At 40.6% G+C, this 16,336-nt stretch carries 18 protein-coding genes; all 18 read left to right on the forward strand.

The features are described 5' to 3' along the window. Positions 1 to 55: 55 nt before the first annotated feature. The 18 genes from GD002_RS04755 (at position 56) to GD002_RS04840 (ending at position 16,271) form a co-directional block, all read left to right on the forward strand. On the forward strand, positions 56 to 1,951 hold the full coding sequence (locus GD002_RS04755) for a penicillin-binding transpeptidase domain-containing protein (RefSeq protein WP_153731383.1): 1,896 nt from the start codon (positions 56 to 58) through the stop codon (positions 1,949 to 1,951). 54 nt (positions 1,952 to 2,005) lie between these two features. After that, on the forward strand, positions 2,006 to 2,977 hold the full coding sequence (mraY, locus tag GD002_RS04760; RefSeq protein ID WP_153731202.1) for a phospho-N-acetylmuramoyl-pentapeptide-transferase: 972 nt from the start codon (positions 2,006 to 2,008) through the stop codon (positions 2,975 to 2,977). After that, positions 2,978 to 4,327 carry a UDP-N-acetylmuramoyl-L-alanine--D-glutamate ligase gene (gene murD / locus GD002_RS04765; protein ID WP_153731203.1) on the forward strand — a complete coding sequence of 450 codons (1,350 nt, stop codon included), beginning with the start codon at positions 2,978 to 2,980 and terminating at the stop codon, positions 4,325 to 4,327. It abuts the gene before it with no gap. Between the two features lie 84 nt (positions 4,328 to 4,411). After that, entirely contained in the window at positions 4,412 to 5,473 is a 1,062-nt protein-coding gene (gene ftsW / locus GD002_RS04770; protein WP_330583377.1) for a putative lipid II flippase FtsW, read from the forward strand. A 14-nt stretch (positions 5,474 to 5,487) separates the two neighbouring features. Continuing rightward, positions 5,488 to 6,270: a cell division protein FtsQ/DivIB gene (locus GD002_RS04775; RefSeq protein WP_153731204.1), complete on the forward strand. Its 783-nt coding sequence runs from the start codon at positions 5,488 to 5,490 to the stop codon at positions 6,268 to 6,270. Beyond that, positions 6,245 to 6,970 (forward strand): DUF881 domain-containing protein, encoded by a 726-nt coding sequence (locus GD002_RS04780; RefSeq protein WP_153731205.1) that lies wholly within the window; start codon positions 6,245 to 6,247, stop codon positions 6,968 to 6,970. Before GD002_RS04775 ends, GD002_RS04780 begins: the two co-directional genes overlap by 26 nt. A gap of 19 nt (positions 6,971 to 6,989) precedes the next feature. Beyond that, the gene (locus tag GD002_RS04785) at positions 6,990 to 7,709 is read left to right on the forward strand and encodes a DUF881 domain-containing protein (protein WP_228548305.1); all 720 of its coding nucleotides are present in this window, start codon (positions 6,990 to 6,992) and stop codon (positions 7,707 to 7,709) included. Between the two features lie 4 nt (positions 7,710 to 7,713). Next, the gene (locus tag GD002_RS04790) at positions 7,714 to 8,079 is read left to right on the forward strand and encodes a small basic family protein (protein ID WP_153731206.1); all 366 of its coding nucleotides are present in this window, start codon (positions 7,714 to 7,716) and stop codon (positions 8,077 to 8,079) included. Positions 8,080 to 8,317: 238 nt separating this feature from the next. Then, positions 8,318 to 9,604 (forward strand): cell division protein FtsA, encoded by a 1,287-nt coding sequence (ftsA, locus tag GD002_RS04795; RefSeq protein ID WP_153731207.1) that lies wholly within the window; start codon positions 8,318 to 8,320, stop codon positions 9,602 to 9,604. Between the two features lie 48 nt (positions 9,605 to 9,652). Further along, entirely contained in the window at positions 9,653 to 10,822 is a 1,170-nt protein-coding gene (ftsZ, locus tag GD002_RS04800; RefSeq protein ID WP_153731208.1) for a cell division protein FtsZ, read from the forward strand. A 150-nt stretch (positions 10,823 to 10,972) separates the two neighbouring features. Then, positions 10,973 to 11,821, forward strand: a complete 849-nt coding sequence (locus tag GD002_RS04805) for a sigma-E processing peptidase SpoIIGA (RefSeq protein WP_153731209.1) — start codon at positions 10,973 to 10,975, stop codon at positions 11,819 to 11,821. Further along, positions 11,815 to 12,525 carry an RNA polymerase sporulation sigma factor SigE gene (sigE, locus tag GD002_RS04810; RefSeq protein WP_153731210.1) on the forward strand — a complete coding sequence of 237 codons (711 nt, stop codon included), beginning with the start codon at positions 11,815 to 11,817 and terminating at the stop codon, positions 12,523 to 12,525. Before GD002_RS04805 ends, sigE begins: the two co-directional genes overlap by 7 nt. A 104-nt stretch (positions 12,526 to 12,629) precedes the next feature. Next, positions 12,630 to 13,418: an RNA polymerase sporulation sigma factor SigG gene (sigG, locus tag GD002_RS04815; RefSeq protein ID WP_153731211.1), complete on the forward strand. Its 789-nt coding sequence runs from the start codon at positions 12,630 to 12,632 to the stop codon at positions 13,416 to 13,418. A gap of 152 nt (positions 13,419 to 13,570) precedes the next feature. Beyond that, positions 13,571 to 13,816, forward strand: coding sequence for a PRC-barrel domain-containing protein (locus tag GD002_RS04820; RefSeq protein WP_153731212.1), 246 nt, complete (start codon positions 13,571 to 13,573; stop codon positions 13,814 to 13,816). Between the two features lie 66 nt (positions 13,817 to 13,882). Continuing rightward, positions 13,883 to 14,575, forward strand: a complete 693-nt coding sequence (locus GD002_RS04825) for a YggS family pyridoxal phosphate-dependent enzyme (RefSeq protein ID WP_153731213.1) — start codon at positions 13,883 to 13,885, stop codon at positions 14,573 to 14,575. Continuing rightward, positions 14,572 to 15,021, forward strand: coding sequence for a cell division protein SepF (locus tag GD002_RS04830; RefSeq protein ID WP_153731214.1), 450 nt, complete (start codon positions 14,572 to 14,574; stop codon positions 15,019 to 15,021). The genes GD002_RS04825 and GD002_RS04830 overlap by 4 nt, the downstream gene beginning before the upstream one ends. Positions 15,022 to 15,135: 114 nt before the next feature. Continuing rightward, the gene (locus tag GD002_RS04835) at positions 15,136 to 15,423 is read left to right on the forward strand and encodes a YggT family protein (protein WP_153731215.1); all 288 of its coding nucleotides are present in this window, start codon (positions 15,136 to 15,138) and stop codon (positions 15,421 to 15,423) included. A gap of 74 nt (positions 15,424 to 15,497) precedes the next feature. Further along, on the forward strand, positions 15,498 to 16,271 hold the full coding sequence (locus GD002_RS04840; RefSeq protein ID WP_153731216.1) for a YlmH family RNA-binding protein: 774 nt from the start codon (positions 15,498 to 15,500) through the stop codon (positions 16,269 to 16,271). Positions 16,272 to 16,336: the final 65 nt, after the last annotated feature.

Genomic DNA, 16,336 nt, shown 5'->3' on the forward strand with positions numbered 1-16,336 from the left:
TGACATACCTTAGTAGAAAAACAAAGGTAGTGAGTCATTGCGATCATTCATTGATATGCAGTCGAAGAAGCGTTTACGAGCAGCGTTCATCATTTTCCTAATCTCTATGCTACTTGTTGTCGGTAAGCTATTTCATGTTCAGATTATCAAACATGAATGGTTAGAAGAGAAGGCGAAAGAAAACTGGGATCGAGAAATTCCTTTTGGCGCAATGCGTGGCGAAATTACGGATCGTAACGGAAACTTGGTGGTAGGCAATAAATTAGCCCCTACGCTTTATTTTATGCCTTCTCAGAACCCTGATATTTCAAGTTCTATACCTGACATTGCGAAAATACTAGGTATTCCTTCAGAAATATTAGAAGAGAAGATGAAGAAAAAAGAATATATGGTGAAACTTGCACCAGAGGCTAAAAATATTACCAAAGAGCAGGCAGAAGAAATTACGAAACTCCAAGTAAAAGGCCTGTATGTGGGTGTCGATTTTGTCCGTCATTATCCGTATGACGACCTGCTAGCCAGATTAATTGGGTTTACAGGGTATGACAGCCAAGGATTGGCAGGTATTGAGTATGCGTATGATGAGATTCTGAGCGGTGTTGGTGATAAAATTAGACTGTTCACGGATGCGAAAGGAATTCCATTACCACATGTCGAAGATGGATTTGAACCTGGTAAAGAAGGAGCGTCTCTTGAGCTAACGATCGATTTGAAGATGCAGCAAATTGTTGAGCGTGAACTGATACAAGCGATGGAAAAGTACGATGCACAACAAGCCCTAGCCATCATCATGAATCCTAAAACGGGAGAACTGTTATCGTTAGCATCAGTACCTGGCTTTCACCCTACTGATTACCAATCGACTGATTCAACGATTTATAACCGAAATCTACCGGTATGGATGACGTATGAACCTGGTTCTACATTCAAAATTGTCACCTTAGCGGCAAGTCTTGAAGAAAAAGTAATAAATTTAGAAAATGAAGGGTTTTATGATCCAGGGTACACTATGGTAGCGAATGCTCGTTTACGTTGTTGGAAGCGGGAAGGACATAAAGACCAAACATTTCTTCAAGTAGTGGAAAACTCTTGCAACCCAGGCTTCATTACGATGGGTCAGCGATTAGGAAGCGAAAAATTAGATCGCTACATACGAGCATTCGGTTTTGGTGCTTCTACTGATTCAGGAATCGCTGGTGAGGCAAAGGGTATTTTATTCTCAAAGAAAGTTTTTGGTCCTGTTGAACAAGCGACTACGTCTTTCGGACAAGGAATTTCTGTTACGCCTATCCAGCAAGTTCAAGCTGTTGCAGCGGCTATTAACGGTGGAAATCTTTTTAAGCCGTATATTATTAAAGAGATAAAAGATCATCAAGGAAAGACACTGCAAAAGTTTGAACCAGAGTTGAAACGGCGAGTGATCAGTGAAGAGACATCGGCACAGGTTCGACACGCGTTAGAATCTGTTGTAGCGAATGGATCAGGTCGCAATGCTTTTGCGGACGGCCTTCGAATCGGAGGAAAAACGGGAACTGCTCAAAAAGTAGTCGATGGGCGATATAAAGACGGAGATTACATTGTATCGTTCATAGGATTTGCGCCAGCAGATGATCCTGAATTACTCGTTTATGTGGCAGTCGATAGCCCGAAAAACTCCCTTCAATTTGGCGGCGTCATCGCGGCACCAATTGTGGGCCGTATTATTGAGGAAGTAGCGCCGATTGCTCAAATTGAACGAAGGAAAGATCAACTGGAAAAGGAATATAGATGGGGAGATGCTGAAACATTTCGTTCACCGGATTTACTCGGTATGAATAAAAAGGAGCTCCTTACACAAAATTACACGTTTAAAATGGAGTGGCATGGCAAAGGCAAGAAAGTGATTCGTCAATTGCCTGCTCCCAATACATTAATGACTGTGGAAGACACCATTCATCTGTACACAGAATAACAAAAACAGCAGATCCATTTCGAGTTCTGCTATGAATTAGAAGGAGAACTTATCATGACACTCGGTACGACAATCACGACAATTGCTGTAGCATTCTTTGTTTCAGCGATTGTCGGGGTGATCATCATCCCATTACTTAGAAGGTTGAAGTTCGGCCAAAGCATCAGGGAAGAAGGTCCGCAGGCTCATTTGAAAAAAGCCGGTACACCCACAATGGGTGGACTCATCTTCCTAATTTCTATTATAATTTCCACACTCACACTCTCTTACATACATGATACACTGACAACCCATACGATTGTGTTATTAATTGTGCTTGTCGGTTTTGGGTTCATCGGATTTTTAGATGACTTCATTATCATCATAGCGAAACGGAACTTGGGATTGACCTCTCTGCAGAAATTGGTCGGGCAAATTGTGATCGCGATTGTAGCTTTTTTCCTTCTAAAGTTAGGTCCTTTCGAAACAACGGTCACTATACCTTTCACGACGATCGGATTGGACTTAGGCGTATTTTATGTGGCGTTTTTGATTTTCTGGTTAGTAGGCTTTTCGAATGCCGTCAACTTGACCGATGGGCTGGATGGATTGGTTGGCGGAACATCGACAATCGCATTCACAACGTTTGGCGTCTTTGCTTTAATTTATGAGCAGAATGATATCGCGTTGTTCGCTTTTGTAGTGGCAGGCTCGATGCTCGGCTTTTTATTGTTTAATATCAAGCCGGCAAAAGTGTTTATGGGAGACACCGGTTCATTGGCCCTTGGCGGGGCTCTTGCCATGTTGTCAGTGTTAATCAAACAAGAATTACTACTACTCGTGATCGGTATTGTGTTTGTAGTCGAAACGTTATCTGTCATTATTCAAGTTATTAGTTTTAAATTGACAGGCAAACGTGTTTTCAAAATGAGTCCGATTCATCACCATTTTGAATTATCGGGTTGGTCAGAGTGGAAAGTTGTCGTTGTATTTTGGGGAGTAGCCTTATTAGCTGCCCTAGTACCTGTCTTTTTGGAGGTCATGTAAATGAAGAATACAGATCAATTCATAGGGAAAAGAGTGCTCGTTGTCGGTCTAGCCAAGAGTGGCGTTGCAGCCGCGGGTTTACTCCAGCGTTTAGGTGCGAAGGTAGTCGTAAATGATGCAAAGCCGCTAGAAGGAAATGAGGAAGCGGCAGATCTTCAAGCACAAGGAATTGAAGTGATTGGTGGCGGTCATCCGAGTGATTTATTGGATCGGAATTTTGACTTCATTGTAAAAAACCCGGGGATTCCATATAGTAATCCGTTAATCACCCAGGCAGTTTCAAAGAACATCCCCATTTGGACAGAAATTGAATTAGCCGGGATACTTAGTGAAGCACCTTTCATTGCGATTACCGGTTCAAATGGTAAAACGACGACAACAACTTTGCTCTATCACATACTGAATATCGGAAAGAAACAGCCACTCATCGCTGGCAATATTGGAACGGTGGCTTGTACAGTAGCTGAAGAGGCAAAGTCGGATGAAATTATCGTATTGGAAGCTTCTTCGTTTCAACTAGCTGGGACTGTAAACTTTAAACCTCAGATTGCAATTTTCACTAATTTGTATGAAGCTCATTTGGATTATCACGGCTCCATCGAAGCTTATTTAGAGGCCAAATTGCAAGTTGCCAACAATCAGACAGCGGAAGATTATTTGATCTTCAATCAAGATCAAGAGCTTATCCGACAGTCGATTACATCGCTTCCTTCACGAAAAGTACCTTTTTCTGTACAAGGGAGGACGTCTGAAGGTATTTCAGCAGATGAAGAGTGGATTTATTGGTTAGGAGATCCATATATTTCAATCCGAATTATCAAATTACCTGGACGACATAACTTAGAGAACATTTTAGCTGCAACAGCTGCAGCCATTCTTTCGGGATGTGACAAACCCGCGATTGAAAATGTCTTAAGTTCATTTACCGGTGTCCGCCATCGAATGCAATATGTTCGAGAGGTTAGGGGACGCACCGTCTATAATGATTCGAAGGCAACGAACACGCTAGCGACAAAAAGTGCTTTGTCCTCGTTTCGTACACCCATTGTTTTAATTGCAGGGGGACTAGAACGAGGTCATTCATTTGAAGAACTGCGGCCTTATATGGACAATGTCCGAGTTGTGGTTGCGATAGGGGAGACAGCGCAGCGTTTCAATGAGTTTGCTGAATCATGTGGTGTCGAGCAAACCTTGAGAGCTAGTACGATGGAGGATGCGGTGCTGACTGCTTATGAAGCAAGCACAGAAAATGATGTCATCCTGTTATCACCGAGTTGTGCAAGTTGGGACCAATATCCAAATTTTGAAATTCGGGGCGATCAATTTATTCATGCAGTAATGAAACTGTAAATAGGTTGTAATAGTTGGAGAGTATAATTGAAAAACGACTGATTAAATTTGGAAAGGATGCGAGCGCTGGAGAGAACATATCGTGTGGTCTTTTTGATATCTGCGTTGCTGCTGTCGTTTATTGGATTGGTATTTGTCCAATCGGCAGGTTCTTATTGGGGGGAAGTACATTACCAGGATTCTTCTCCATTTATAGTTAAGCAAGGGATCTACATGGCTATTTCTTTAGGTGTTGCCTATGTATTGTACAGAAGTCCTCTGACTTCTCACCCAATATTTTGGACATATTTTTATGTCGGTTCCATCTTAATGTTAGTTGCGGTGTTAATTCCTGGAATTGGAGCGGTTCGTAACGGTTCTCAAAGCTGGATAGCGTTAGGACCGATCAGTTTACAACCGGCTGAGTTTGTAAAGGTCGCCTTGCTTGGAAAATTAGCCAGTACAATGAAGAAGAATAAGCAAAAGTCATGGCAATGGCAACATTTTGCATTAATTTTATTGCCTGCTGCTTTAATTATGATGCAACCTGATCTAGGTTCTGCCGTCATAATGATCGTTTCTGCTTTTGTTATTCTTTTCTTAGCCGGTTATCCACTTTCTTTCTTTATCTTTCTTTCAGTTTCAGGAGTCGCGGCATTTGTTGGATTGATCTTGGCTGCTCCATACCGATTGGACCGCATTAAGTCTTATATCGACCCGTGGACTGATCCATTAGGTACCGGATTTCAAAGCATTCAATCGTTGTTTGCCATTGCGCCAGGTGGTTTATTCGGACATGGCTTCGGTAATAGTCGGCAAAAGTTTTTATACTTGCCTGAGCCTCAAAATGATTTTATCTTTTCCATCATCGCAGAAGAGATTGGTTTTATCGGCGCAGCGTCTATTATTTTGTTGTTTTTGTTATTGCTCGGATCGACATTTGGCATCGCGATTCGGTTACGTGAATGGAATTCATTCTTGATTGTGTCGGGTATGGTTTCCATGATCATCTTTCAAACTTTTTTAAATATGGGCGTTGTATCGGGTTTGCTACCAGTGACTGGGGTTACACTCCCCTTTATTAGTTACGGTGGTTCTTCGTTACTGACTACCTGGCTAGCAGTAGGAACTATTTTGCACTTTTCAAAAGATAAAAAGACGGGCTGAAAGGAGAGCAGTGTATGGATAAAGTAATCGATATTGAAGAACGGATTCCGTCAATGCGCAAGAAGCGTAGGCGGAAGACGAATAAAAGGTTTATTCTGCTCGTTGCTTTATTCCTAGTTGTTCTCCTTTCATTGCTTTACTTTCAATCTCCGTTAAGTGATGTCAAAGATATTTCCATTAACGATACGAAGTTAGCCGATGGAGTCTTCTACAAAGATCAGAGCGGATTATTTACTGGGCAATCGTTATGGGGATTCCATACAAAAGATATTGAAAAGAAGTTGTTGAAAATCCCTAGTGTGAAAGAAGTTACGGTCTCAAGAAAGTTTATTAACCACGTAACAATTAAAGTCACAGAATGGGAACCCATAGCGTATATAGAAAATAAAGCTCAATTCGATCTATTGTTAGTGAACGGTGAACGAATTGAAGTAAACGATCCTGACTCACTTTTACATGCACCCATCCTTTCCGGTTTTACAGAACCAGATGTGATTGAGCAAATGATTCAGCAACTTCAGCAGATGGACAACTCTGTATTTGAATTGATATCAGAAATACATTATACAGAGGAAGATAAAATCAAAGTATTCATGAACGATGGATACGAAGTGCACGCAGCCATTAACAGCTTCGCGGAAAAAATGTCGTACTATACCGAAATCATTGCTCAACTGCCTAAAGAAGAGAAAGGTGTACTGGATGTAGAAATCGGTGTGTTCTTTAAAACCTATACTGATTATTACAATGAATTAGGACAGGGGGAAAAGAATGAGCAAGAACCAGAAAGCCGCTAGTAAAAAACGAGGAAAGCAATTACTATTTTCTGTTGTTTTTCTTGTACTGGGTTTTATCTTGGCCTTTTCCTATCGGACGGTTGGTAGTAGCCATAAAGAACTGGATGAAGTGCAATCTGAACTATTTTTGCAGGAAGAGCAATATCGGGAAGAATTGATTGAACAGCAAGAACGTAATAAAGAGCTAACAGAAGAATTGCTTGAAAAACAAAAAGAAGTTCGTGAATTAGAAGAAGACTTCTCAAGTAGGGAAAAGAATCATGCGGTACTTGTGGAAAAAGCACGAGATTTACGATTACTTCTAGGTGTAATACCTGCTAAAGGGACGGGCATTAAGGTGACACTGGAGGATGCAGATTATGATCCTTCTACACAAAATCCGAATGATTATATTGTCCATGAAAGCCATGTGTTACGCGTAATTAACGAGTTGAAAATTGCGGGTGCTCAAGGAATCGCGATTAATGGACAACGAGTGAATTCAAATTCGTACATAAAGTGTACAGGCCCTGTTATTATGATTGACGGTAGGACGTTTCCAGCTCCTTTTACAATAGAAGCGATTGGCGATCCGAAAGTACTGTCTCCTGCTCTGCATTTAAAAGGGGGCGTGGTTGACGGGTTGCTGAGAGACAATATTGTGGTCACGACAGAGGAGGCAAAGGAGATTCAACTATCTGCGATACGTGACAAAGCATAATAGGTAGAGGGGGGTTAGAGTGAGTGGGAAAATAAGTTGGAAGTTCACATTTATTCTGTGTATTGTCGGCTTTATGTTAGCTTTACAATATAATTCCTTGAATACACCGTCTCCCCGAGACACGAGAGATATATGGGCGATCCGCAATGAATTGGCCAAGGAAAAGAAAATTCATTCTGAATTGTTGGGGGAAATACGAGAAGCGGATCAAACACTTGCTTCCTATACAGCATTGACCAATGAAAATACGGCAGAAGCTTTACAAAATACGTTGGATAAATTGTACAAACAAGCGGGTTTTATGCCGACCACGGGTCCAGGCTTTGTAATAGAAGTCGCACCATCGCCTGAAAGTATTGCATTTGGTTATGAAGTAGAACCGGTATCTTCGGAGCTTCTTACACGGTTTATCAATGTGGTGAATCAGCATAAAGGAAATGAGTTGGAGATTGACGGGAAACGCTTTACGACGCTTAGTTGGATCCGTGATATTAATGGTAAACTGACCGTCAATGGGGAGAATGTTTCTACGCCTCCTTTCAAAATTAAAATTGTCTCGCCAACCATCGAGGACAGTAAAAAGCTTTACAATCATCTACTGTCATCCGCGATACAAGATGAATTTTATTTGGACAACTTAATTCTAACCATTAGTAAACCGACAGACCATATTACATTACAAAGCTGGACGGGTGGTTTCGAAAATCAATTTTTAAAAGAACAAACGAAAGGGGAATGACAATATGTGGTTACCCTTGCTTGGGCTACTCCTAGGCATTTCACTTGGTTTGCTCTCGGATATCCAAATCCCGCAAGTTTATAATAACTATTTATCTATCGCGATTTTAGCCGCATTTGATACGCTATTCGGTGGAATTCGGGCTTATCTTCAGCAAGTTTATGATGATTGGATTTTCGTATCAGGATTTTTCTTTAATATTCTTCTGGCCGCTGCCTTAGCTTTTATCGGTGTTCATTTAGGAGTAGACCTATATTTGGCGGCGATTTTTGCTTTTGGCGTAAGATTGTTCCAAAACATAGCGGTCATACGAAGAATTTTATTGGCAAAGTGGACAGGAAGGAACAAGAATTCCAGTACGAATGTCTAGCGTATTACTTTTAACTTGCTTCAGCAGGAGCTACCAATTTTATAAGCGGCTGAATTAAGTTAAAACAGCCAACAAATGTCATTAATTTTCCTGGGAGTTTTTCAAGTAATTTTGAAAAAAATGGGACGCAATCACGCCAAGGTGTAATTGATTAATAGAGGTACTGAAAATATTTAGACAAAGCAGTCAAAATGCAATAGAATGGAAGTTACTAGTTGCCTTTAGGAGGTGTCAATAATTGAGTCAATCATATAATTATGTATCACTTGATATAGGATCATCTACTATTAAAGTGTTGATCGGAGAAATGGATCAAAATTCCCTACATGTAATTGGAGTAGGGAATGTTCAATCAGCTGGCATTCGAAAAGGAACAATTATTGATATCGATGCAACCGTTCAATCGATTCGCAAAGCGATTGAACAGGCTGAAAGAATGACAGGCCTGAAAATAGAAGATGTAGTACTGGGGATTCCAGCCAATGGCGTTCATCTTCAAGACGTCAAGGGTGTGGTAGCTGTTAACTCAGAAAATCGAGAAATAACTGATGATGACTTAGAACGAGTAATGAAATCTTCTCAAGTAATGAACGTACCGCCTGAAAGAGAAATCGTCAATCTAGTACCGAAACAATTTATTGTCGATGATTATGATGAAATAACAGATCCTCGTGGTATGATGGGGGTTAGATTGGAAATGGACGCGACGCTTATTACGACGTCCAAAACTCTAGTACATAACATTTTACGATGTGTGGAACGGGCAGGTCTTCAAATCCGTGAAATTTATTTGCAGCCATTAGCAGCAGGCACTTTCGCATTATCTGAAGATGAAATGAATCATGGGACAGCCTTTATTGATATAGGCGGGGGTTCTACTACGATCTCCGTGTTTGCAGAGAATCGTTTAGTCAATACGTCTGTATTGCCAATCGGCGGAGACCATATTACAAAAGATTTATCAATTGTCTTGAAGACACCAACAGAACAAGCTCGAATGATTAAACACCAGTATGGACACACCTATTATGATGATGCTTCTGACGATGAGTTATTTGAAGTTCCGGTAATTGGTGCGGATACGAAAGATCAATACAGCCAACGATATATTTCTGAAATTATCGGGTCACGTTTGGAAGAAGTGTTTGATCTGATTTTAGAGGATTTATATGCAGCTGGAATTCATGACTTGCCTGGTGGAATCGTCATTACTGGCGGCACTGCTAAATTGGATGGGATTTTACAGCTAGCCCGTGAAATTTTTAAAACGAGAGTCCGACTATATACACCGGAATATATTGGTGTGAGAGAGCCGATGTATTCTACTGCGGTGGGCTTGATCCGTTATGCGTACATGGAAGATGTTTTCTTTGGTCATGAAGAAGGACAAGTTGCTATAGCTAATACAAATGAACCTGTATATGAGTCAGCTGAACAAAGTACTAAAACCGTAAGACCGAAAAAAGAAAAAGGCGAAGGATTCATGAAAAAAGCCAAAAAGATGTTTGATAATTTCTTTGAATAAAAGATGTATTGGATGAGGAAGCGCAGATAAAGACGAGGAGGAGAACCAATGCTTGAATTTGAGACGCATGTAGATGCATTAGCAGTAATAAAAGTAATTGGAGTTGGAGGCGGTGGAAACAACGCAGTCAACCGTATGATTGAACATGGAGTACAAGGTGTTGAATTTATAGCGGTAAACACAGATGCCCAAGCATTGAAACTATCTGAGGCAGAAGTGAAGTTGCAAATTGGTGCAAAACTTACTAGAGGTTTAGGTGCGGGTGCGAATCCTGAAGTAGGGAAAAAAGCAGCAGAAGAAAGCAAGGAACAAATTGAAGAAGCATTACGCGGAGCCGATATGGTATTTGTTACAGCGGGAATGGGCGGAGGTACAGGTACAGGTGCAGCTCCTGTGATCGCTCAAATTGCTAAAGACCTAGGCGCGTTGACAGTCGGCGTTGTGACTCGTCCGTTCACATTTGAAGGAAGAAAGAGATCGACTCAAGCCATTGGCGGGATTACTGGCATGAAAGAAGCGGTCGACACATTAATTGTCATTCCGAATGATAAATTGCTTGAAATCGTTGATAAAAACACTCCGATGCTTGAAGCATTCAGAGAAGCTGATAATGTATTGCGACAAGGTGTTCAAGGGATTTCCGATCTCATCGCGGTTCCAGGACTTATTAACTTGGACTTTGCAGACGTCAAGACCATCATGTCCAACAAAGGTTCTGCCCTGATGGGAATCGGTATGTCAACAGGAGAAAACAGAGCAGCAGAAGCAGCGAAAAAAGCCATTTCGAGTCCATTGCTTGAAACGTCCATTGACGGAGCGAAAGGTGTCCTGATGAACATCACAGGTGGTTCCAACTTGAGCTTGTTTGAAGTTCAAGAGGCAGCTGATATTGTAGCGACAGCATCTGATGAAGATGTTAATATGATCTTTGGTTCAGTGATCAACGATGATCTGAAAGATGAAATTATCGTTACAGTTATCGCAACCGGTTTCAATGAAGAGCAACTGATAGCACCAAGGCCAGGAAGAAGCCCAGGCGTAGGAAGTGGTATTCGACAACGTGAAAGTAGTAGACCACCACAACAAGCAGCGCCTTCACTAAACAGACGTGAAGAGCCTCGCTACGAGCAACCTGAGCCAAGACAACAACAAACCAATCAACAAGAAGAAGCATTAGACATCCCAACCTTCTTACGTAATCGTCAACGACGTAAATAATTTTTATACCAAGCTTTCCACAAGAGAAGATATTCTCAAGTGGAAAGCTTTTTTTGTTCAAATATTGTCGAAGGCTTTCCTGAGAATCGTCCGCGTCCTGACATTTTTTTTAGAATTTCCGTGATAATCTGTTCCTAAGGAGGCCGGCATATGTATGGGGAACTAATGATAGGAGTTAATATGCTCTTTAATTATGCAATCCTGTCATTTACTAATAAAGTAGGAAATCACCAGACGAGTAGAAGGAGGTTGTGGAGCGCCTCGTTTATCGGAGCCTTCTTTGTTACGTTGTTTCCTTACTCCATGCTAGCGATTATTTTAACTTTTTTAGGAATGACGTATATTGCCTTTGGACAAACATTCGGTAGTTGGAAAAGCTCAGTGCTTGCTGTCTTAATCGCATCTTTTTTTGCTGGAGGACTCCTGACACTCGTTTATACAAATATATCTACAGTAAAAACAAACACCTTGCTGTTATTTGCGATTGGACTTACCTATCTATCCCTTTATGTGGTGAAGATCAAATGGTTAGATACGCGCACAAAAACAAGATTAATTCATTATACATTAGACTCCGAACTGAAGATGTGGGGGCGATCTATTCCACTAAAGGTGTTTATTGATACAGGTAATCATTGTGTAGAACCAATTTCAGGAGCACCTGTACATTTTATTGCACTTCAAGCAGTAAAAGAACAGTTACCAATTGATTTTGTAACTGCTTTGGAAAAATGGAAACCAGACAGTTCACCGGATTTATCTGACTTTCCTACATTGTTTCAAAGAGATCTTCGTTTAATTCGCTTGCAGACTGTGCAAGGAGCGTCATGGACGGTCGGTATCAAGTATGAAAGCTGGTTAGTGGCTGAACAGCCGTTACCTGCGGGATATATTGTCTTGACGAAAGAACAACGCCACTATCCACAAGGTGCATCGGCAATCCTGCAAGTTAGTGCAATGGAAGTTATGAAAGAAGAAAGGAGAACGGATACATGTTAATTGAAGTGAAAAAGTGGGTTTCCTATATTGCAGGCTTCTTTAGAAAAAAGAACGGAACATATTATATCGGAGGACATGAATCCCTTCCCAAACCACTTGATAAAGAACAAGAAGCCAAGACAATTCAAGCCTTGATGAATGGCGATCCAGCTGCTAGAGATACGTTGATTGAAAAGAATTTAAGACTTGTTGTGTATATTGCCAGACGTTTTGATAATACCAATACAAATATTGAGGATTTAATTAGTATTGGCACCATCGGACTTATTAAAGCAATTGAGACTTTTAAAGCTGACAAAAATATTAAGCTCGCTACGTATGCTTCACGTTGTATTGAAAATGAAATTTTGATGCATTTGCGAAAGACGAGCCGAATGCGTTCGGAAATCTCATTTGATGAACCGCTGAATTCGGACGCGGATGGTAATGAATTACTTCTTTCTGATATTTTGGGAACAGATGAAGATATTATTACAGATGACGTTGAAAAAAAGTTGGAACGACAATATATGATCGATGCGATTCAAGGCTTGGATGAGAGAGAGCGATATATTATGGAACAACGCTTTGGCTTGATGGGGACAATGGAAATGACGCAAAAAGAAGTGGCAGATCTCCTAGGTATCTCACAGTCCTATATATCCAGATTGGAAAAGAAGATCATCTCTGAGCTTCGCGATCGGCTAAATCAACCAATTTCTTAATTGGATGTATCGGCAGAAATTGGTGCTTTTCGAATCCGCATATTCTAAAGAGTTGAGGACAAACTACTCATTACACTCACCTATAGAATGCGGAGGAAAAGCCAATGGTACGTACTAGAGTAGAAATTTGTGGAATCAATACGTCCGAGCTGCCATTATTAACAAGCGAAGTGATGAAAGAAACATTCATTCGTTTGCAAAGTGGTGACGAATTCGCCAGAGATGAATTGGTGTTTGCGAATTTGCGTCTCGTACTAAGTCTGGTTCAGCGTTTTAACTATCGTGGTGAACAGGCGGACGATTTATTCCAAGTTGGTTGTATTGGGTTGTTGAAAGCCATTGATAATTTTGATTTGAAACATAATGTTCGTTTTTCCACCTATGCCGTCCCCATGATTATCGGAGAAATTAAACGCCATCTACGAGATCATCACGCTGTTCGAGTGTCTAGGTCATTACGCGATATTGCATATAAAGCGATTAAAGCGAAAGAAGAGTATATTAATGAACACCAACGTGAACCTCGTATTTCTGATTTGGAAAAAATAACAGGCATTCCAGAAGAAGATATCCTTTTTGCTTTAGATGCCATCCAAGATCCTATGTCCTTACATGAACCAATGAATAGTGATGGTGGAGACCCGATCTACATGATGGACCAACTACAAGACCAACGAGTTTCTGAAGAACGCTGGATGACCTACGTATCCATCAAAGACAGTGTGGAAGAACTAAACGAACGTCAACAACTTATCGTTTCAAAAAGATTCTATCTAGGTCAGACACAAACCGAAATAGCCAAAGAACTAGGAATATCGCAAGCCCAAATTTCCCGTATTGAAAAACACGCAATGGAAAAGATTCGATTAGGAATTGAGCAGAAGAACTCCTGAATAGAACCTGTATATTGTATAAATAGGACTCACTTGAATTAGATATATAACTTAGTTATGATTGGCTGCCCACAACAAGAGAATTGTTGGAGGCAGCTTTTTCGTTCTTGAAGAAACACCCTCTGCATAGTATGAAATAAGGAGGGGGAACTATGCGTTTTTCCAGCTTGCAGAAAAAAGAAGTCATCGAATTAAAAAAAGGTTCTTTTCTTGGATTTGTACAAGATGCGACCATCGATATCGACAATGGAAAAATTGAGAAATTGCATATTGGCGAAATCCAACGTTCGTTTTTTTCTGATGGCAAATCAAAAGGTGTACAAAAAGTCGGTTATGAAGACGTCATGACGATCGGAAAAGATATTATCCTCGTCCAGAAGAAACACCCGAATCAATGACTAATCGTTGATATCTAGTGCTCCGCTTGATACAATGTAGCAAAGAAGAAGAAAAGTAGTGATATTGTGAAACAAGTGGAACAACGATTAAAAACTATACAGCAACAAATTGAAGAAGCATGTGAAAAAGCGCATCGTAATTTGGAAGATATCACGTTGATTGCGGTTACAAAATCAGTCTCATCTAAAAGAGCGCAATCATTAGTAGATCTTGGGATTGCAGAACTGGGTGAAAATCGGTTGGAAGGTTTGTTGGAAAAGCAAGAGAACATTCAAGGCACAGTCAATTGGCATTTTATCGGGAACTTGCAAACACGCAAAGTGAAAGATTTGATTCATACAATTGATTGTCTCCATTCCATAGACCGTATGAGCCTTGTAAAAGAAGTTCATAAACGAGCCACACAGCCACTGGATTGTTTTGTACAAGTCAATGTCTCTGGAGAGGAATCCAAATCTGGTATTACACCAGAGGAAGCAGATGTGTTCTTTGAAGAATTGGCATCTTATGAAAATCTTCATGTAATCGGACTGATGACAATGGCACCCAATACCGAAGACGAATCGATCATTCGTGGTGTGTTTCGCTCTTTACGAGAATTACGTGATCACATCGCTGCCAAACAATTGCCTTATGCTCCCTGTACAAAGTTATCGATGGGCATGTCAAATGACTTCATGATTGCAATTGAAGAAGGTGCAACTCACATACGCGTTGGTACCGCGTTAGTCGGATCAGAAAGCGAGGAAGATGAATGAGCCTCAAAAAACGATTTGAAAAATTGTTTTGGTTGGAAGAAGAGGAAACCGTCAATGAACCGCAAGGCAGACAGCCAATGGTTAATCAGCCGCCTGCCCGAAAAGAGCCAAAAAAAGTAAGTACTAAAAAACAAGTTGTAGATGCCACTCCCGCTACACCAGTGATCAGTTTGCAAAGTGTACAGAAGTCGTCAAAAGTGATTTTAGTAGAACCCCGCGCCTACGCAGAAGCGCAAGATATTGCGGAACACTTGAAGAACAAGCGTTCCGTAGTGGTGAACTTGCAGCGGATTGATCGTGATCAAGGTTTCCGCATCATCGATTTCTTAAGCGGTACTGTATATGCGCTCGGTGGAGATATTCAACGAGTGGGAACGGATATATTTCTTTGTGCACCTGACAATGTGGAAGTTGCTGGCTCGATTACAGAATATATTTCAGAATGACAGCAATGCATCACGTTGTCATGTTGCAGATGTATAACATTACATTTATCTGTAAGTGCTGGACTTCGAAGGAAGTAAAAGTTGAACAATTTTGAATGAGGTGTACATGCTATTATGGTCGTATTATTGAACAACGCTTATTTATTAATCTCAGGAGCACTTCAAATATATTCAATCTTACTGGTGATATATATTTTAATGTCTTGGGTGCCGTCGACCAGAGAAACGAAATTTGGTCAAATCTTGGCAAAGATCACAGAACCATATCTCGGCTTTTTCCGAAAGTTCATACCGCCATTAGGAATGATTGATATTTCACCTATCGCTGCATTATTAGCATTGCAGTTAATCGGCAGAGGGATCGGTCAGATATATCTAATCTTATTTAGAGCCCTCGTCTGAGAAGATTAAAAATCAACTGAGAACGAAAATCCTCACAAGGGTGGGGATTTTTTAGTATAAGGAGAATGTTAGTCATGGAATCGCTTTTCCAGCATTTTCGGAAAGAAGAACAACCTTTTATTGAAAAAGTAAATAGCTGGGTGAAAGAAGTAGAGGATACATATGCCCCTAAGTTGACGGAGTTCTTGGATCCACGGCAACGATTCATTGCGGAATCCATCGTTAGAAATTCTGATCTCGTGTTAGCTGGAGAAGGAGGATTTCCTAATGCGGAGCGCAAACGTGCATTAATTTATCCTGATTACTATATACCATCAACGGATGACTTTCAGATCAGCCTATACCAACTCCATTATCCACAGAAATTTGTCACTTTGAAACATTCTCAATTGCTTGGTTCACTGTTATCTGTTGGTATTGACCGTTCGAGATTTGGCGATATCCAGATGATGGAGGAAGTTGTGCAATTTGCAATAGCAACTGAAGTATCTGACTATATACATGTCAATTTTACGCATGTCGGAAAGATAAAGGTTTCCGTGCAGCCAGTTTTAGTGGATGATGTAATAGACGTACAGGAAGAATGGACAGAAGAAATGCATATCATTAGTTCGTTACGTTTAGACACCATTGTAGCTTCCATAACAAATTGTTCAAGAGCAAAAGCTTCATCTCTTATAAAAGGTGAGAAGGTAAAAGTGAATTGGGCAATGATCGATCAGCAAGCTTTCGAAGTGGAGGAACATGATGTTTTATCTGTCAGAGGGTTTGGACGCTACAAGATAATAAGCATTGAGGGACGAACGAGAAAAGATAAGATACGTGTTGTGATTGGTGCCTTAGTCTGATAGAGTAAACCTTGATAAAATTAGAAAAGTAGTGTTTAATCAAGTAGTACAGGTTGAAAAGGTTC

The sequence above is a fragment of the Sporosarcina obsidiansis genome, from assembly GCF_009651005.1.
GTDB lineage: Bacteria > Bacillota > Bacilli > Bacillales_A > Planococcaceae > Sporosarcina > Sporosarcina obsidiansis.